The organism is Fundidesulfovibrio agrisoli (assembly GCF_022808715.1).
Lineage (GTDB): Bacteria > Desulfobacterota > Desulfovibrionia > Desulfovibrionales > Desulfovibrionaceae > Fundidesulfovibrio > Fundidesulfovibrio agrisoli.
Window position 1 is genome coordinate 1 of sequence record NZ_JAKZKX010000039.1, and the last position, 16314, is coordinate 16314.

Genomic DNA, 16314 nt, shown 5'->3' on the forward strand with positions numbered 1-16314 from the left:
AAAGAGGGCTCCGCCCTCTCTGCACTCTCCCGCCAAAGGGCCGGAGGCCCTCTGGACACCCATTCCGCTTCGCACCGATATTGAAAGCGTGACGAACCGGACGGTACTGTAGACCGAATACGAAAGCGCCGGACATCCCGAGGGGATGCCCGGCGCTTGTTTTATTGCCCAAACTGAAGGATCAGCGCGCCGGGCGGGAGAGGCGGCGCGCCAGATCCAGCGCGGCCAGGAAGCTGCCCATGTTGGCGCAGTCGCGCCCCACCAGGTCGTAGCCGGTGCCGTGGTCCACGGAGGTGCGCACGAAGGGCAGCCCCAGGGTCACGTTCACGGACTCGCCGAAATGCACCAGCTTGAGGGGGCCGAGGCCCTGGTCGTGGTACATGGCCAGCACGGCCGGGAAGTCGCCCTTCCAGGCCCTGTGGAACACGGTATCCGCCGGGAACGGCCCCGCCACGTCCAGCCCTTCGGCGCGGGCCTGCGCGATGGCGGGTTCGATCACCGTGCTTTCCTCGTCCCCGATGCGCCCGGATTCCCCGGCGTGAGGGTTCAAGCCGCAGACAGCCACGGAGCCGGGCAAGCCCAGAGCGCGCACGAAACCGGCCGTGAGCCGCAGGCAATGAAGAACCTTCTCTTTGGTCACCAGGGCAGGCACATCCCGCAGAGGGGGGTGGGTGGTCACCAGGCTCACGCGCAACGTGGGGCCGCACAGGTGCATGCACACGTCGTGCGGGCCGAGGCCCGCGCGCTGGGCAAGGAATTCGGTGTGCCCGGGAAAGTCGAACCCGGCTGCCTGCAGCCCGGCCTTGTTCAGCGGGCAGGTGACGAGGGCGTCCGCCCGCCCGGAGAGCAGCAGGTCGCAGGCCAGGTCCAGCGAGAGCCCGGCGGCCAGCCCGCCGGAAGCGTGGAACTCGCCGGGGCGCGGGGTGAAGTCGCCGAGCCCTTCGGGCTCCAGCAGGGTCAGCCCGGTGGATCGGTCCTCCAGGCCCTTGCGCCAGCAGGGCTCCAGATTCAAGCGCCGGGCGTGGTGCAACAGGGCCGATTCCGGCCCGATGAGCACGAGGCGCTCCTCCAGGCCCGGCTTTGTGGCCAGCCAGCGGCAGACAAGCTCAGGCCCCAGGCCGTTGGGGTCGCCCAGGGTCGTCAGGATCGTGGGGTGCATCAGCGGAAGGCTCCTCTGCTTTGAAAAATACCGCGCCCAGCGGGGGCAATGTCAGGCGGACCTGGTGCGGCCACAGCCCAAGGCCCGGGGTATGGGCGTCCACGCCGCCGGCGTTGCCCACGCCGGAGCCGCCGTAGCAGGCCGCGTCGGAGTTGAATATCTCGCGCCAGCGGCCGGGGTGGCGACAGCCCAGAGCATACTCCCGGCGCACCACGGGCGTAAAGTTGAACACGCACAGAATCTGCTGGCCGCGCGAGTCCTTGCGCAGGAAGCTGATGACGGAGGAGGCGCTGTCGGAGAGGTCCACCCACTCGAACCCGCCCCACTCGCAGTCCAGCGCGTGCATGGCGGGCTCCCGGCGCACGATGCTGTTCAGGTCGCGCAGGGCGGCCATGAGCCCCCGGTGGTTCGGAAAGTCCAGCAGGGCCCAGTCCAGCGGCTCCCGGCTGGACCACTCGCGCCACTGCCCGAACTCCCCGCCCATGAACATGAGCTTCTTGCCCGGGTGCGCCCACATGTAGCTGAAGAAGCAGCGCAGGTTGGCGAAACGCTGCCAGTCGTCGCCGGGCATCTTGGAGAGCAGCGAGCCCTTCCCGTGGGTCACCTCGTCGTGGGACATGGGCAGGATGAAGTTCTCGTGGAAGGCGTAGAGCATGGAGAAGGTCAGCGTGTTCTGGTGATGGCAGCGGAACACGGGGTCCTTGGAGAAATATTCCAAGGTGTCGTTCATCCAGCCCATGTTCCACTTGAAGCTGAAGCCCAGGCCCCCGTGATCCACCGGGCGCGAGACCCCGGCCCAGGCCGTGGACTCCTCGGCGGCCATGAGCGCCCCGGGGTAGCGGGCGTGGACCACGGTGTTGAGCTCCCGCAGGAAGGCGATGGCCTCCAGGTTCTCCTTGCCGCCGTGCTCGTTGGGCGCCCACTGACCGTCCTCGCGCGAGTAGTCCAGGTAGAGCATGGAGGCCACGGCGTCGATGCGCAGGCCGTCCAGGTGGAACTCCTCCAGCCAGTACAGTGCGTTGGCCAGCAGGAAATTGCGCACCTCGTTGCGGGAGTAGTTGAATATCAAGGTGCCCCAGTCAGGGTGTTCGCCCTTGCGGGGGTCCTCGTGCTCGTAGAGCGCGGTGCCGTCGAAGCGGCCCAGGCACCAGTCGTCCTTGGGGAAGTGGCCGGGCACCCAGTCCAGCAGGACGGCGATGCCCGCCTGATGGCAACGGTCGATGAAGTGTTTGAAGCCCTCGGGCGTGCCGTGGCGGCTTGTCGGGGCGAAGTAGTGCCCGGTCTGGTAGCCCCAGGACTCGTCCAGGGGGTGCTCCGCCATGGGCATGAGCTGGATGTGGGTGAAGCCCAGGTCGGCCACGTAGGGAATGAGCTCGTCCGCCAGCCGCCCGTAATCCAGGAAGTCGCCGTAGCGCGGCCCGCTCCAGCGCCAGGAGCCTGGGTGGACCTCGTAGACGCACACCGGCCTGTCAAGCGGCAGCCCCGCTCCGGCGCGGGCCTGCATCCACTCCTGGTCGTTCCATTCGTAGCCGCCCAGGCCCCAGGCCACAGAGGCCGTGGCCGGACGAAGCTCGGCCCGGAAGGCGTAGGGGTCCGACTTCTGGCGCACATGGCCGGAGGCGTCGCGCACGGCGAACTTGTAGAGCTGGCCCCGCTCCACTCCGGGCACGAACCCGGCCCAGATGCCCGAGGCGGCCACGGGGTGCAGCCTGGCCTCGCCGTGGCGCCAGCCGTTCCAGCCGCCCAGCACGCACACCTCGCGGGCGTTGGGCGCCCATACGGCGAAACGGAAGCCGTCGCGCCCGCCCTCGCTGTGGGGGTGCGCGCCAAGGATGCGGTAGATGTCCCAGTGTTCGCCACGGCCGAAGAGGTAGAGATCGAACGGGGGTATCGCGAGGGGAGTGCTCAGGGTGGCCTCCTAGGGATGAGAGGACGCGCCAGGGCGCTGGCCCGGCCTGGAGGGGCGAGGTCGGGGAGGAAGGTGTGGCCCGCCGGGCGGGCGCGGCTACACGTCTATGCCCAACTCGCGGTAGACCTCGAGGTAGCGCGCGGCGGAACGCTCCCAGGAGAAGTCGGCCCGCATGGCCCGGTGCACGATCGTGTTCCACTCCTCGGGCCTGGAGAACACGTCCACGGCCTGGCGGATGCTCTGCAGGAAGGACTCGGCCGTGGCCTCGGGGAAGGTGAAGCCCGTGCACTGCGGGTCCGGGTAGGGGACGATGGTGTCCTTGAGGCCGCCCCGGTTGGTGGCCACGGGGGGCGTGCCGAAGCGCAGGGCGTAGATCTGCGTCAGGCCGCAGGGCTCATAGCGCGAAGGCATCAGGAAGATGTCGGAGGCGGCCTGGATGCGGTGGGCCAGGTCCTCGGTGTAGCCGATGCGCACATAGAGCCTGCCCGGATAGGTCTCCATCATCTCCATGAGCTGGGCCTCGAACTCCAGGTTGCCCTCGCCCAGCACCACCACGCCAAGCCCCATGCGCATGAGCTCCGGCAGGATGTCGATGAGCAGGTCCACGCCCTTCTGGCGACGCAGGCGGCCGATGAAGCCCAGCACTGGCCTGTTGGCCAGGGTGGGGTCCATGTCCATCTCGTCCAGGAGGTTCTGCTTGCAGGCGGCCTTGTTGGCGATGTCGCTCGCGCTGTAGGTGCAGGGGAGGTAGCGGTCGTTCCCCGGGTCCCAGACGGAGTAGTCGGCCCCGTTGAGGATGCCGCGCAGTGCGTACCTGCGCTTGGAGAGGATGCCCTCCAGCCCGCAGCCATACTCCGTGGTGAGAATCTCCTCGGCGTAGGTGGGGCTCACGGTGGTCACCAGGTCGGAATAGGCGATGCCCGCCTTGAGCAGGTTGAAGTCGCCCCAGAATTCCACGCCGTCCATGTTCCAGGCCTCGGGCGGCAGCCCCGACTCCTTGAAGAGGCGCGAGGCGAAGCGGCCCTGGAAGGCCAGGTTGTGGATGGTGAGCATGGTCCTGGTGTCGCGCCAGAAGGGGTCGATCTGCCGCCAGAAGTGCATGAACGCGGGCACGAGGCCGGCCTGCCAGTCGTGCACGTGGATGAGCCGGGGGGCCATGTCCATGCGCCTGGCCCATTCCAGGCAGGCCCGGCAGAAGAAGATGAAGCGCTCGCAGTTGTCGAAATAGTCGCCGTCGTGGGTGTTGTAGTAGAAACGGCGGTCGAAGTATTCGCCGCGCTGGATGAAATAGACCGGCAGGCCGTGGTAGTCGGCCATGTAGATCTCGGCGGTTATGGGCGCCCAGGGGTAGCCCACCGGGCAGCGCGAGGAGATCAGGCGCAGCTTGAACTCGCCGGTGCTCAGGCGGCCGTAGAACGGCGTGATCACGGCCACATCCACACCCATGCGGGAAAGCGTCAGCGGCAGCGCCCCAAGGACGTCGCCAAGCCCGCCGGTCTTGGAGAACGGGTAAATCTCGGATGCGATGAAGACGACCTTATGATGAAATGGCATTCTGCTCCCCGTCGGATGCTGCGAGACACCTACGGCCAGTTAACACCAGCGTGGTTACGATACCATGAAGCGAGCCGTTATTTCCAGCGCCCCTTTCGGGTGTTGAGCCAGGCGAAGCCGCGCGCGTAGTCCTCCAGGATGCACCCGTGGTCGAAACAGAGGGGGGCGGGCAGACGCTCCAGCGGGAAGATCTGGGCCCTGGCGGCGTCGTCCCCGGCGCCGAGCGCGGCGATGTCATGCGCGCGGGCCGTGTAGACCACGGACATGGTGTGTTGCCTGGGGTCGCGCTCCGGGTCGGAATAGACGCCCAGCAGGCCCGTGAGCTCCACGTCCAGCCCGGTTTCCTCCTTGGCTTCGCGGATGGCGGCGTTCTCGAGGGTCTCGCCGTAGTCCACGAAGCCGCCGGGCAGAGCCCAGCCGTGGGGCTCGTTGCGGCGTTCGATGAGCACCACCCCGCCGCCGGGACAGGCGATGACGATGTCCACAGTGGGGGTGGGGTTGCGGTAGGCCGGCATGGGCCGACCGCAACACGGGCATGTGGAGGGGCTGGCGGATTCCATGGTCAGCGGCGTAACGTCCCTGCCCCGTGGGGGTCGATGCGGCCCCTCCGGCGTGTGGGGCTTTACACGCCAGTCCGGGGGATGCGAAGAGACTCCTGGATGCAATCTATACCCGCCCCCCCCGTGCCTGACAAGGTGATTCTCATTCATCACGGAGCATTGGGGGACTTCCTACTTTCCTGGCCAGCCGTATTGAGCGTCGGCAGGGCTTTCCCCGATTCGCGGTTATACTGGGCCGGGTCGTCCGAGCGCATGCGCTGGCTTAGGCCGCTGGGTTTCGAACCGTGCCCCCCCGCCCCGCGCCGGGCCCTGGAGCGTATCCACGGGGCGGCCTCCACGCCGGAGGAGCTTGAAGGCTGCCGGATCATCTGGCCCGTGGTGCAGAGAATCCCGGAGGTCGCTCCCGGGCTGGACTGCACGTTCCTGCCCGCCGTCCCTATCGACTCGCCCGGGACGCACGCACGCCAAGCCCAGTTGGCCGCTCTGGACAGGGCCGGGGTCCCGCCAGCCCGGGACTGGCTGGAGGCCTTCCGGGGGTTCTTCGGCGCGACAGCGCAACCGGACGGCCCGGTGCTGCTCTTCCCCGGGGCCGGGCACCCGGCCAAGCAGTGTCCCCTGGTACATTTTCTTGAACTGGCCCGGATGCTGGAGGATCGCGGGCGCGAGGCTCTCTTCGTGCTGGGTCCGGCCGAACTGGAGCGCGGCATGGATGCGGGGCGCGCGAGGGTGGCCGCGCCGCAAAATCTGGAGGAGTTGGAGACGCTCCTGGCCTCGGCCGGTGCGGTCGTGGGCGGGGACACCGGCCCCATGCACCTTGCCGGGATGATGGGCCTGCCCGGTGTGTCGCTCTTCGGCCCCACGGCTTTCGCGCAATGGGGGCCTGTGGGGATGAGGGAGATTTCGCTGGGCCTGCCCTGCTCGCCCTGCACGGCCACCTGCGCGGGCCTCGAATGCGGGCGGCCCGGCCGTCTCGGCCCGGCCTGCCTGGAGGGCATCAGCCCGGAAGTGGTGCTGGAAGCGTTGGAAGGGCTTGGAAATTGTAAAACCGGCTTTCAAGGCCCTGGTATTCCTTGAAAGCCGGTTTTATCAAAAGGAGGAAGAACACCCACCTTTTAGCAAGCGGCGGGCCAAAACATGCCGAAACCGAAAAATTAATAACAAATATTTAAAATAGCTCATGATATTTTTAGGCATCGGCCTTCGAACCCCGTGCTTAATCGTATAGTTTCTTGAACGTCCACCAGCTTGAACCGCTCCGAAGCCCAATCCGGGTTAAATTCCTTGAACGACCCGCGAGCCGGAACCCCTCGGCCAACACAGCACGACAGCGTTCAGACCTCGATTCCCCACTCTCGCAGGGGGGTTGCGATCGGCTGACAGCATAACTCCAGTAAATATCGTGGTCTTTCTGCTGGATTACCAGCCAGCATGGATTGGACAGCCCGCCTTCCCGGCCGACGGCCAAGCCTTACAGCCGGGATGAGGGTTGGACCGCCCCTCCGAATTTCGCCGGGATCAAATTCCCAATGCTGGCCGCTGTCTGGGGCTGCGGGCGGCGCCGGGGCTACCGCCCGTTCAGCTTCTTGAACCGTGCCCGGCAGGAGCGTCCGGGGGCCCCTGCAACCGCAATGGGGCACGCGGGTGATCGAGGGCCGGAGGTTCATTTCCATGAAAGCCCCCAGGAAGCTGGCCTTCATGTCAGGCCACAATGCAAACAACAACCTGTAAATACTGGATATTCAGCTTTTTTGAACCAACCCCGGCTCGGGAGAACGGGCGTATGCCCCCGCGTTGCCATATTCGAGCGGACCGGTGGCCGGGCGTACAACGTCTTGAAGGCGCTCAGGAAGCTGCCGCTACGCACGTTCGAACAATTAATCTAATCCGCGCAGGGCCGGGCGTTCAGATACTTGAACCGTGCATCGGCACGGAGGCAGAGCGTCCCCCCCCACTCCTGCGCCGATTGGGGTTATGCGTGGCATGGAGTGCAGTTTCTTGAACCCAGCCCCGGCGATGAGGTTTGCGCCGCCTCCCCGCGAGCCCGGAATCCGACCACCGCTTGGACGTTGCGCACGGCCGACCACCCACCTCCCCCGTGAGGCCGGGCGCGTCATGCCGTATGCTTCCACAGTGGGAACGAGGCCGGATGTTCCGCCTCCGTGAACCGGTGTGCGCGGCTCGCCGGGCAATGGCCTCACCACCGCGCGACGGGAAGCAAAAGGCTCAAGCAGCGGCAGGCCGCCTGCGCCCAAGCGAAGCGGCGTCCAAAACCGTAGGAAGTGTGCCGGAGAGAAGCTCAGGAGGTGCGGCCGCCCGGTGCCGGGGCTCCAAATGAAGAGCGGCTTTCAAGGGCCTGGTATCCTTGAAAGCCGATTCAGAAAGATTGTTTCTAAAAGGAGGAAGAATGCATTCAATTTAGCAAGGAGCGGGCCAACAGTGACGCGTTGTCGAAATTTTTTATAACATGCTTATTTCAAACAACTTATTGTTGCGAAACCGCTTCTCTCCTCCCTCCCGTTCGTAGAAAAACTTGAACTTCCCCAGCTCCGGCAGCCCATTGGGCCGCCCCGGGGTAAAAAATCCTTTACGCTCCCCCTACTCCTCGCGACGCAGGATGACCCCGGCCCGCTCGATTTCCTCCAGGGGCAGCGCGCCCACCCGGTAGACGTAGGCTTCCCCGTTGGCCAGCGGCCGCACCACCGTGGAGGCCAGCCCGCCCGCCGGGGCCGGGTCGCCCGCCAGCACGTAATCCGCCCCGAGGCACACCGCCGGGGAGAGTCGGCCCACATCGCTCACGGAAGGCTCGCCGCTGACGTTGGCGCTGGTCGCCGCCAGCGGAGAGCCCGCCCGCAGGCAGAGCTCCCGGGCCTGGGGGTGGGGCGTGAAGCGCACGGAGACGCTGCCGCGCCCGTCCAGCAGCTGGGGGGGCAGCCCCTTGGCGGCCGGGACGATGACGGAGAGCGGGCCGGGCCAGAAGCGCTCCATGAGCAGCATGGCCACCGCGTATCCCGGCCAGGAGGCCGCCTCGGCGGACATCACCTGCCCGAGCTGCTCCATGCCGCCCACGATCACCGGCAAAGGCTTGGAGCGCGGCCTGCCCTTGATGGTGTTCACCCGCGCCAGCGCGGAAGGGCTTCCCACCAGGGCTCCCAGCGCGTAGAAGGTCTCCGTGGGGTAGACGACGCACCCGCCTCCCACGAGGGCCTGCACGGCCCTGTCCATCCGGGACTGCGGGGAACAATCATCACGCGCGCATGCCATGACAGAAACCTCCGAAACGTACCTGGGTTGTTTCCCGCCCTTCGAGCCCGCACAACTGGCCTTGCTGCGGGGGCCGCTGCCCACCTGGGGGCTTTCCACCGAAAGCTCCTGGCAGCAGTGGGGCCTCGCGGAAGCAATAGTGCGCTCGGCCCCCGGCAATCAAGTGCTGATGTCTGCCGCGGCGGGCCTGCTCTCCTGGGCCTGGCAGCAGCGGCCGCTCACCGCCACGGTGCTGGCCATGCTCCTGCCCCTGGACGGGGCGCGGGGCTTCCTGGCCCCCGAAGTGCGCCAGGCAATGCTCGCCATCAAGAAAAGCCTGCGTCCCCTGCCGCCCACCCCCCTCTGGGAGGAGGTCAAGGCCACGGCGGACCCGGAGCTGGCCGGCACCTTCCTGGAGCAGGCCGTGCGCGGGCAGGCGGCCCTCTCCTGGCTGGGCGAAGCCTGGGACGAGCTGGTGGCCCTGCCCGACCGCGATAAGGCAAAACACATTCTGGACCAGGCCGGGCTGGACGCGCACCTGAGCGCAAGGCTGACGGCGGAGCTGGACCACGCCCACGGGCTGCCCCCGGCATTCGACGGTGTCGGCCCAGCCTTCGGCCCCTGGCGAAAATTCATGGCCGGCCTGCTGGCCGCCGAAAACGGCAACCCCGGCGCGGCGGTGCGGCAATGGCTCCCCTTGTGGCGCGCCATGCCCTGGCACGCCAACCTGACCATGCAGCTGGCCTGCGCGCTGCGCGCCCCCAAGCGGCCCAAGGCCCTGCCGCCCACGCGCACGGCCATCCTGGCCTACAGTTGGAACAAGGCCGCGCTCATCGCCCAGACCATCGAGAGCCTCTTCGACTCCGACATCGGGGACAACCCCGTGTTCGTGCTGGACAACGGCTCCACAGACGCCACCCCGGACGCGCTGGCCGCCGCCAGGGACCGCTACGGCGCGCACCGCCTGAGCGTGGTCACACTGCCGGTGAACGTGGGCGCGCCCGCCGCGCGCAACTGGCTGCTCTCGCTGCCGCAGGTGCGGGCCTGCGAGCGGGCCGCCTTCCTGGACGACGACGTGATCCTGCCCAAGGACTGGCTGGCCCTGCTGCTGGACGCGGCCCTGCGCCACCCGGAGTGCTCCACCGTGGGCTGCTCCATCCGCGACCACAGCCACCCGCACCGCCTCCAATCGGCGGACTACCACCTGCTGCACCGCCTGGCCGGGCAGGACGCCCCGGAATCCGGCGAGCGCCTGCGCGTGTTCAGCAACTGCACCGGCATGCGCGACTCCGGCCTGTTCGGCTACGAGCGGGCCTGCGTGTCCGTCTCGGGGTGCTGCCACCTGCTGGAGACGTCCCTGCTGGACGCGGTGGGCGGCTTCGACGTGCGCTTCACCCCCACCCAGTTCGACGACCTGGACCGCGACATCCGCACCTGGCTGGCGGGCAAGCCCTGCCTCTACACCGGGCGGCTGCGCATCGACCACGTGCAGAACTCCAGCATGCGCCAGGCCTCAACCCCCGCCCAGGTCGCCCACATCCAGGGCAACAAGATCAAGCTGGAGTCCAAGTACACAGACGAACAGCTCGACGCCTTGATCCTGGCCGACCACGACCTGGCCTGGCGGCAGCTTCTGGACGCCTCGCGCGAGCTGCAGGCCGCGCTCAAGGGCAAGGGCTGATGCCGGGCAAGGGTGATGGCGGGCTCCGCTACTTCGTGATCCAGAGGTCGTAGCGCTCCTGGATCTCTTCCGGGGTGAAGCCCGGCTCGTCGTACATGCCCTTGGTCATGCGCTGGCGAAAGGCCTCGTAGAGGATCACGGCCGTGGCCACGGAGACGTTGAGGCTCTGCACCATGCCCTGCATGGGGATGTAGATGTGGTCCGGGGCCAGGGTCGCCAGCTCCTCGGCCACGCCGTCGTGTTCGTTGCCCATGATGACGGCGGTGGGCAGGCTCAGGTCCCACTCGGTGAGGGGCTTGGCCTGCGGCCCGAACCCCGTGGAGAGCACCTGCATGCCCTTGGCGCGAAATCCCTTCACCATCTCGGCGGCGGACTTGTGGCGCGTCAGCGGCACCCACTTCTTCGCGGATGCCGAACTCTTGTGCCCAAGCGTGGGGAAAGGCGTGTCCGTGTAGAGCAGGTGCGCCTCGGCCACGCCGAAGGCGTCGCAGCTGCGCAGCACGGCGGAGACGTTGTGCGGATCGTGAATGTTGTTGAGCACCACGGTGAGGTCTTTCTGCCTGCGGGCCAGAACTCCCAGGATGCGTTCCTTGCGGTTGTCGGTGCGTTCCCTCATGGATTGTCCTGCGATGTCGGTGGATTCAGCGGGACGGGCCAGACTGGATGCGCCCCGAGAACGCGGCAAGTACGTGATCGTTGACCGCTTGTCCATCCAGCGAGAGCGGAACCGGCCAGCCCCAGCCCGTGGCCCGGATGCGCTCGCCCACGGCGCCCAGGTCGAACCCGAAGGCGCGCAGCCCCGCGCGCCAGGCCTGGGTCAGGGTGTAGCACCAGGTTTCGGGCCACACCGAGAGGAACAGGGCGGCGTGGCAGCGTTGGCTGGCGATGAGCTCCAGGGCCTCGTCCTCGGCGTATTCCCCGGTGATGTGCACCCTCCCCGTGGCGTAGAGCGCGGCATCGTCAGCGCTGAAGCCCACCACCCTGAATTCCAGCGGCAGGTCGCGCCGGGCGGCGTCCAGGGCGCAGGCCTTGAGCACCTCGTAACCCTTGTGCGGGCCGATGGCCCCGATCACGGCCAGGCGCAGGCGGGAGCGGCCGTCCCAGGCGGGGGGCGCGGGGGGCGGCGCGAATGGAGGCTCCCCGTGGGGCACGGCCATGACGGAGAGGCCAGGGAAGTGGCGCATCATGCGCCCGGCGGCGTCCGCGCTGGGGGCCGCCACGCGCCTGGAGCCGAGCAGAATTCTCGAGGAGCGCTCGACCAGCCCCGCCACCCCGCCCTCGGGCCGGAAATCCGCCCCGTTGGCGTCCACACAGCGCTGGCAGACCTCGGGCGAGGGCTCGGCGCAGTGGCGGCGGGTGTCGTCGATGCAGTTGATGCGGGGGCAGAACCAGGCGAAGTCGTGTACCACCGTGTCCTGCGGCAGGCCCATGCGCCCGGCCAGATCCAGCAGCGCGGGCGGCACGTCCATGAAGTGGTGCAGGCGCACCTCCGTGGCCCCAAGGCGCGCCAGGTCCGCCGCCAGCAGGTCCTGCTCCTGGGGCAGGCGGTAGCGCAGGTTGGGGCAGTCCGGGGCTTGCCCGGCCTCCAGGCGCACCCAGTCCGGGCCGCGCCCGCCCTCCCCCGTGTCCGGCAGCAGCGTGGCCGTGGCGAACCCGGCCGCGGCCAGTTCGGCGCGCTCGTCGCGCAGCCTGCGGGCCGTGCCGCCCGAAAGTCCGTGGCAGACCTGCACCACCGTGGGCTGAGGGCGCAGGCGCTCCAGCCTCGCCCTGTCCACGTTGCGGCGCAGATCCAGCAGGGGGTCCTGCCGGTTCCACTCCAGCACGCTGGGCAGATAGAGAGGGAAACGCCGCTCCAGCAGGGCCAGATTGCGCTCCAGCGCTGGTTTGCGCGCCGCGCCGAAGGAGGCCTGCCCGCTGTGGCGCACGAACACGTCCCCGGCCAGCACGTGCCGCCAGCCCAGCCTGGCGGAGCGCAGGCAGAAGTCGTTCTCCTCGGCGTAGCCGGTGCCGAAGGTGTGCTCGTCGAAGTATCCGGCGTCCGCCAGGCAGTCGCGGCGCACGTACATGCAGAAGCCCACGGCCGTGGGCAGGTCGCGCACGGCCCCGGCGTTGCGCGCGGCGAACAGGGCGTCCAGTTCCGCCGGGGAGACGTCCTGCAGGGCCTCGTTGTCCTGGTTGACGCGGGGATAGGAGCAGATGGTGGCGTTGTTGGAGAACGGCGTCGCGCTGCCGATGTCCGGCGCGGAGTGCGCCGCGCGGGCCAGCCTGTCCAGCCAGCCGGGAAAGACCACAGTGTCGCTGTTGAGCACCACCACGTCGCGGTCCGGGTGCAGGGCGAAGCCCCGGTTCATCGTGGCCGGAAACCCCAGGTTCGCGGGGTTGGCCAGCAGCGTGACCAGGCCGCGCCCGGCCAACCCGCGCACGTAGGCGGCGAGTTCCGGCTCAGGCGAGGCGTCGTCCAGCACCGCGATCTCCATGGCGGCCTGGTTCGGAGCCGCCAGCAGCGACTCCAGACAGGCCCTGGTCTCCGCCAGCCCGCGGTACACGGGCACCAGAACGTCAACCACGGGGGGCATGGCCGTCCTCCTGCGCCTCGGCGGCTTTCCGCAGGGCCTCGGCGGTCTGGGTTTCCAGCTCCGCAAGCCAGAGAGCCCCGCGCTCCCGCACGGCGCGCAGGAATTCGCCTCTGCACTGGGGAGGCAGGGGCGGCGGCGCGTCCGGGCTCAGCCCGGCCTGGCGCAGCCAGCCGTTGTATGCCGCAAGGGCCGCTATGGTGCGCCCGGGATCGCAGACGGTGACCGGCGAACCCGGCAACGGCGCGCCCGTGGCCGCATCGCTGACCGAGACGCGGGCGCAGCAGCCGCCCTGCGCGGCGACCTCCCACACCACCTCGAAGCCGTGCGCGCCGTCGTGCAAGCCACGCTCCAGGAGTTCGGGCCGGAACCGGTCCGCCAGCACCTCGCGCACCTGCCCGGCGTCGTCCGCCAGGCGCACCGTGCGCCGACTGCCCGGCTCCGTCGGATGCCACAGATGGCCCACGATGCGGCTCACGGCCTCCACAGCCGCCCTGCCCTGGGCCGCGCCCGCCCCTGCGGGCTTGAGCGGCGAGCCGTGGCAGGCCAGGCCGGAGTCGGCCAGGGTCGCCGTCACCTCCGCGCCAGCCCAGGCCGCCGGCAGGGGCATGCGGAAGGCGTGCCCGTCCGGGAGGGAGGCCAGGGCGAAGGCCGGATGGGTCAGGCCCGCCGGCATCACCCCAGCCGGGGTGCCGCCCACGCTGAAGGCCACGCCCAGCTGGTCCTGGGGCCGCCGAGGGTCCAAGGCCGCGCCGCAGAGGTGCCCGCCTTGCAGCACGGCCAGCCCGAACGCCCGCCCGCCCGAGGCCTCGGCCAGGGTGCGCAGGGCCAGGGCCCAGTCCTCCACGGAATCGGAGAGCGAGGCCAGGCGCACGGCCTCCCCCGTAAGCGATACGGCCGTCCCCAGCGACAACCCGCAGGAGAGCAGGAAGCGCAGGGCCTCGCGGTTGTCCGGCTCCCGCGCCAGCACCTTGAGGCATTGGTCGCGGCAGGCGGCGTGGTCGCGGGCCGCGTGCAGGCAGGAGGCGTGGAGCATCAGCGCGGCGGTCAGGTCCGGGGCCATGCGCGCCACACGTCCGGAGCAGTCCAGGGCCTGTTCCATGTCGCCCAGGGCCGCATGGATCCGGCAGGCCAGGGCCAGGGCCGGGGCGTGGGTCTCGTCCAGGCCCAGGCAGCGCCGGGCCAGGGGCAGGGCTTGCGCGGCCTGACCCGAGGCCAGCAGGTTTTCGGCCGTGCGCAGGTCCTCCCGGGCGGCGCGGATCTGAGCCTCGGCCTCGGCGTCGGGGCGGGAATACGTTGATTTCATGGGCTCTCCAGCACCCGCTGCGCCATACGCAGATGCGCGGGCAGGCAGACGCGGCTGTGGTCGTAGCGGGCGACGGCGGTTTGCCTGGCCGCCGCGCGCAGGTGCGCGTGGCGCGCCGGGGCCTCCAGCACGGCGGCCACCGTGGAGGCCAGGGCCGAGGGATCGAAGAAGTCCGTCAACAGCCCGTTGACCCCGTGCTCGATGGCCTCCATCACCGGCGCGGTGGCGGAGCCCACCATCAGGCACCCGGCGGCCATGCCCTCGATGCAGGACCAGGACAGCACGAACGGATAGCTCAGATAGATGTGGCAGGCCGACACCTGCAGCAGCTTGAGGTAGACGTTGTAGGGCACCGTGCCCAGGAAGTGCACCCGGCTCGAGTCGATGCGGTTCTCGGCCAGGTGCTTCTGCCGCCAGGTGAGCCCCTCGGGCGGGTTGGGGCCGTAACCGGGGCCGTCCTTGCCCACCACGAACACGCGGCAGCCTGGTCTGCGGGCCAGCAGCTCCGGCAGGGCGCGCATGAAGGTGTGGAAGCCCCGGTATGGCTCCAGATCGCGCGAGATGTAGGTGACGATCTCCTCCCCGGCGCGCAGCACGGGCAGGCCCGGCCCCAGGTGCAGCGCGGCCGAGGGGTCTGGGCGCACGAGGTCCGTGTCGATGCCCTCGTGGATCACCTCGATGAGGGGGTGCCAATGCGCGGGGTGGCCCTGCTTCTGCCAGAGGGTCGGGCTCACCGCCCCATGGCAGGTGTTGAGCGCGTGCAGCACGGCCGTGTTCTGCATGGCCAGCACCGCGCCGAGCTCGGGCGGGGCCGGGAACTCGGGATCGAATCCGACGTCGGCCCCGCTCATCCGGTAGTAGAATTCGCAATAGACGATGCGCTTTGCTTCGGGGAAGGCCTGCTCCAGGAACAGGGCTTCGCCCCAGCCGGGGTGCGCGTAGATCAGGTCCGGCACGACTTCCTGGGCGCGCAGGCGCGCGGCGGCCTCCAGCACGGCGGCCCCCCGCCGCACCTGGGCCTCAACGCTGCGGGCGTAGGGGTGGGTGCCCGCCGGGGGCTGCCCCGCCACCTGGTAGGTGGCGTAGTGCACTCCTTCAAAGGGGGCGGAGGCGCAGGCCTGCTGGATGGCGGCCACCCGCACGCCGGGGCGGGCCAGGTAATGGGCCACCAGCCCTCGGAACTGGCTGGGGAAATCGTAGTGGATGAAGAGGACGGTCAGGCCGTTGCGCTGCATCAGCGGGAACCCGTGAGCTTGAGTGGCGGCCTTGGGATACGGAGCGCGCTCTCACGCACGGGATGAAGGCCCTTGCGTCCCGGGCGGAGCCGCCCCCGCGCCAAGGGCGCGGGGGCGAAAAAAGCCGAGCGTGGCCTAGAACGCGCCCTTGGGAACGATACGCACGCGCAGGGATTCGAGTATGTCGCCCGGCTGGACGGACTGGAGGAACTCCCCGTTGCGCACTTCCGCCATCTGCCCGGCCTGGATGAAGGTGCCGGAATAACAGATGTCGTACTTGGCCTCGGTCTGGCCCTTGAGCCGGGCCACAAAGCCGAGCAGGGGCATGCCCATGCCCCGCGTGCCGCAGAACTGGGGAGCCGACGCCCAGGGGGTCAGACGCCCATCGTGGGAGATGGCGGCGTATTCCAGGGCGTCGGAATCCAGGCCTTCGGCCAGCATGGCCACGGCCTCGAGGCGCAGCTTGGAGCCGGGCAGGCCCGCGGGCTGGCCGTCCTCGGCCACCTGGTCGCCGATGTTCTGGATGTGGCAGGCCACGTGCAGCTTGACGCCGGGCGCGGCCTGGGGCTGCTGTCCGTACATCGGAGCTTGGGGGGCCTGAGGGGCCTGGGGCTGGGCGAAAGGAGCGGTCTGAGGCTGACCGAAGGGGGCCGCCTGGGGCTGCTGTCCAAATATCGGAGCCTGGGGAGCATGGGGAGCCTGGGGCTGGCCGAAGGGAGCCTGGGGCTGCTGTCCGAACATCGGAGCTTGGGGGGCCTGAGGCTGGCCGAAAGGAGCCGCCTGAGCCTGCTGTCCGAACATCGGAGCTTGGGGGGCCTGCGGCTGGCCGAAGAGAGCCGCCTGAGGCTGCTGTCCGAACATCGGAGCTTGGGGAGCCTGGGGCTGCCCGAGGAAAGCGCCCTGCGCGGCCGCCTGATGCCTGCGGACCTCCAGGTGCATGCCTGTGGAGGGGTAGTCTCCGGGGCGCAGGGTCAAAAACTGCACGATGGCGCCGCGCTCGCCCACGGTGACGGCCACTTCCTGCCCTGGGGAGGTCAGCCAGGCCACTTCGCCGGATTCGAAAGCCACCGAGCCGGAGCCCATGAGGGGCAAAATAC

Annotated in this window: 12 protein-coding genes; 2 read left to right on the forward strand and 10 right to left on the reverse strand. The window is 69.0% G+C overall.

The window, feature by feature from the left end:
- Positions 1-181: 181 nt before the first annotated feature.
- The 4 genes from pdxA to MLE27_RS17370 all read right to left on the reverse strand — a co-directional run bounded on the left by pdxA (position 182) and on the right by MLE27_RS17370 (position 5137).
- Positions 182-1159, reverse strand: coding sequence for a 4-hydroxythreonine-4-phosphate dehydrogenase PdxA (pdxA, locus tag MLE27_RS17355; protein ID WP_243313832.1), 978 nt, complete (start codon positions 1157-1159; stop codon positions 182-184).
- Positions 1107-3068, reverse strand: a complete 1962-nt coding sequence (glgB, locus tag MLE27_RS17360; protein WP_243313853.1) for a 1,4-alpha-glucan branching protein GlgB — start codon at positions 3066-3068, stop codon at positions 1107-1109. The genes pdxA and glgB overlap by 53 nt, the downstream gene beginning before the upstream one ends.
- A 96-nt stretch (positions 3069-3164) precedes the next feature.
- The gene (gene glgA / locus MLE27_RS17365) at positions 3165-4622 is read right to left on the reverse strand and encodes a glycogen synthase GlgA (protein WP_243313835.1); all 1458 of its coding nucleotides are present in this window, start codon (positions 4620-4622) and stop codon (positions 3165-3167) included.
- A gap of 77 nt (positions 4623-4699) precedes the next feature.
- Positions 4700-5137 carry an NUDIX domain-containing protein gene (locus tag MLE27_RS17370; protein ID WP_341482547.1) on the reverse strand — a complete coding sequence of 146 codons (438 nt, stop codon included), beginning with the start codon at positions 5135-5137 and terminating at the stop codon, positions 4700-4702.
- A 297-nt stretch (positions 5138-5434) separates the two neighbouring features.
- Here MLE27_RS17370 and MLE27_RS17375 point away from each other — a divergent pair, with 297 nt between their 5' ends.
- Positions 5435-6256, forward strand: a complete 822-nt coding sequence (locus MLE27_RS17375) for a glycosyltransferase family 9 protein (RefSeq protein ID WP_243313839.1) — start codon at positions 5435-5437, stop codon at positions 6254-6256.
- Positions 6257-7777: 1521 nt separating this feature from the next.
- On the opposite strand, the gene MLE27_RS17380 is transcribed toward MLE27_RS17375, so the two are convergent.
- Complete coding sequence (locus MLE27_RS17380; RefSeq protein WP_243313842.1) at positions 7778-8404, reverse strand: L-threonylcarbamoyladenylate synthase; 627 nt, start codon at positions 8402-8404, stop codon at positions 7778-7780.
- A gap of 37 nt (positions 8405-8441) precedes the next feature.
- Here MLE27_RS17380 and MLE27_RS17385 point away from each other — a divergent pair, with 37 nt between their 5' ends.
- Positions 8442-10103, forward strand: a complete 1662-nt coding sequence (locus MLE27_RS17385; protein ID WP_243313844.1) for a glycosyltransferase family 2 protein — start codon at positions 8442-8444, stop codon at positions 10101-10103.
- 28 nt (positions 10104-10131) lie between these two features.
- Here MLE27_RS17385 and MLE27_RS17390 read toward each other — a convergent pair whose 3' ends face one another.
- The 5 genes from MLE27_RS17390 to MLE27_RS17410 all read right to left on the reverse strand — a co-directional run.
- Positions 10132-10719 (reverse strand): TrmH family RNA methyltransferase, encoded by a 588-nt coding sequence (locus MLE27_RS17390; RefSeq protein ID WP_243313845.1) that lies wholly within the window; start codon positions 10717-10719, stop codon positions 10132-10134.
- Between the two features lie 25 nt (positions 10720-10744).
- Positions 10745-12679: a glycosyltransferase gene (locus MLE27_RS17395; RefSeq protein WP_243313847.1), complete on the reverse strand. Its 1935-nt coding sequence runs from the start codon at positions 12677-12679 to the stop codon at positions 10745-10747.
- The gene (locus tag MLE27_RS17400) at positions 12663-13982 is read right to left on the reverse strand and encodes a tetratricopeptide repeat protein (protein ID WP_243313850.1); all 1320 of its coding nucleotides are present in this window, start codon (positions 13980-13982) and stop codon (positions 12663-12665) included. The genes MLE27_RS17395 and MLE27_RS17400 overlap by 17 nt, the downstream gene beginning before the upstream one ends.
- Positions 13979-15217 (reverse strand): glycosyltransferase, encoded by a 1239-nt coding sequence (locus MLE27_RS17405; RefSeq protein WP_243313851.1) that lies wholly within the window; start codon positions 15215-15217, stop codon positions 13979-13981. The genes MLE27_RS17400 and MLE27_RS17405 overlap by 4 nt, the downstream gene beginning before the upstream one ends.
- A gap of 135 nt (positions 15218-15352) precedes the next feature.
- On the reverse strand, positions 15353-16314 hold a 962-nt coding region (locus tag MLE27_RS17410; protein ID WP_279355919.1), incomplete at its 5' end, for a hypothetical protein.

What these genes read in the sequence shown, in the direction of transcription:
- MLE27_RS17375 (WP_243313839.1), top strand. Translation starts at nt 5,435, where the DNA reads ATGCGCTGGCTTAGGCCGCTGGGTTTCGAACCGTGCCCCCCCGCCCCG.
- MLE27_RS17380 (WP_243313842.1), bottom strand. Translation starts at nt 8,404, where the DNA reads ATGGACAGGGCCGTGCAGGCCCTCGTGGGAGGCGGGTGCGTCGTCTAC.
- MLE27_RS17400 (WP_243313850.1), bottom strand. Translation starts at nt 13,982, where the DNA reads ATGAAATCAACGTATTCCCGCCCCGACGCCGAGGCCGAGGCTCAGATC.
- MLE27_RS17390 (WP_243313845.1), bottom strand. Translation starts at nt 10,719, where the DNA reads ATGAGGGAACGCACCGACAACCGCAAGGAACGCATCCTGGGAGTTCTG.
- glgA (WP_243313835.1), bottom strand. Translation starts at nt 4,622, where the DNA reads ATGCCATTTCATCATAAGGTCGTCTTCATCGCATCCGAGATTTACCCG.
- MLE27_RS17370 (WP_341482547.1), bottom strand. Translation starts at nt 5,137, where the DNA reads ATGCCGGCCTACCGCAACCCCACCCCCACTGTGGACATCGTCATCGCC.
- MLE27_RS17395 (WP_243313847.1), bottom strand. Translation starts at nt 12,679, where the DNA reads ATGCCCCCCGTGGTTGACGTTCTGGTGCCCGTGTACCGCGGGCTGGCG.
- MLE27_RS17385 (WP_243313844.1), top strand. Translation starts at nt 8,442, where the DNA reads ATGACAGAAACCTCCGAAACGTACCTGGGTTGTTTCCCGCCCTTCGAG.
- pdxA (WP_243313832.1), bottom strand. Translation starts at nt 1,159, where the DNA reads ATGCACCCCACGATCCTGACGACCCTGGGCGACCCCAACGGCCTGGGG.
- MLE27_RS17405 (WP_243313851.1), bottom strand. Translation starts at nt 15,217, where the DNA reads ATGCAGCGCAACGGCCTGACCGTCCTCTTCATCCACTACGATTTCCCC.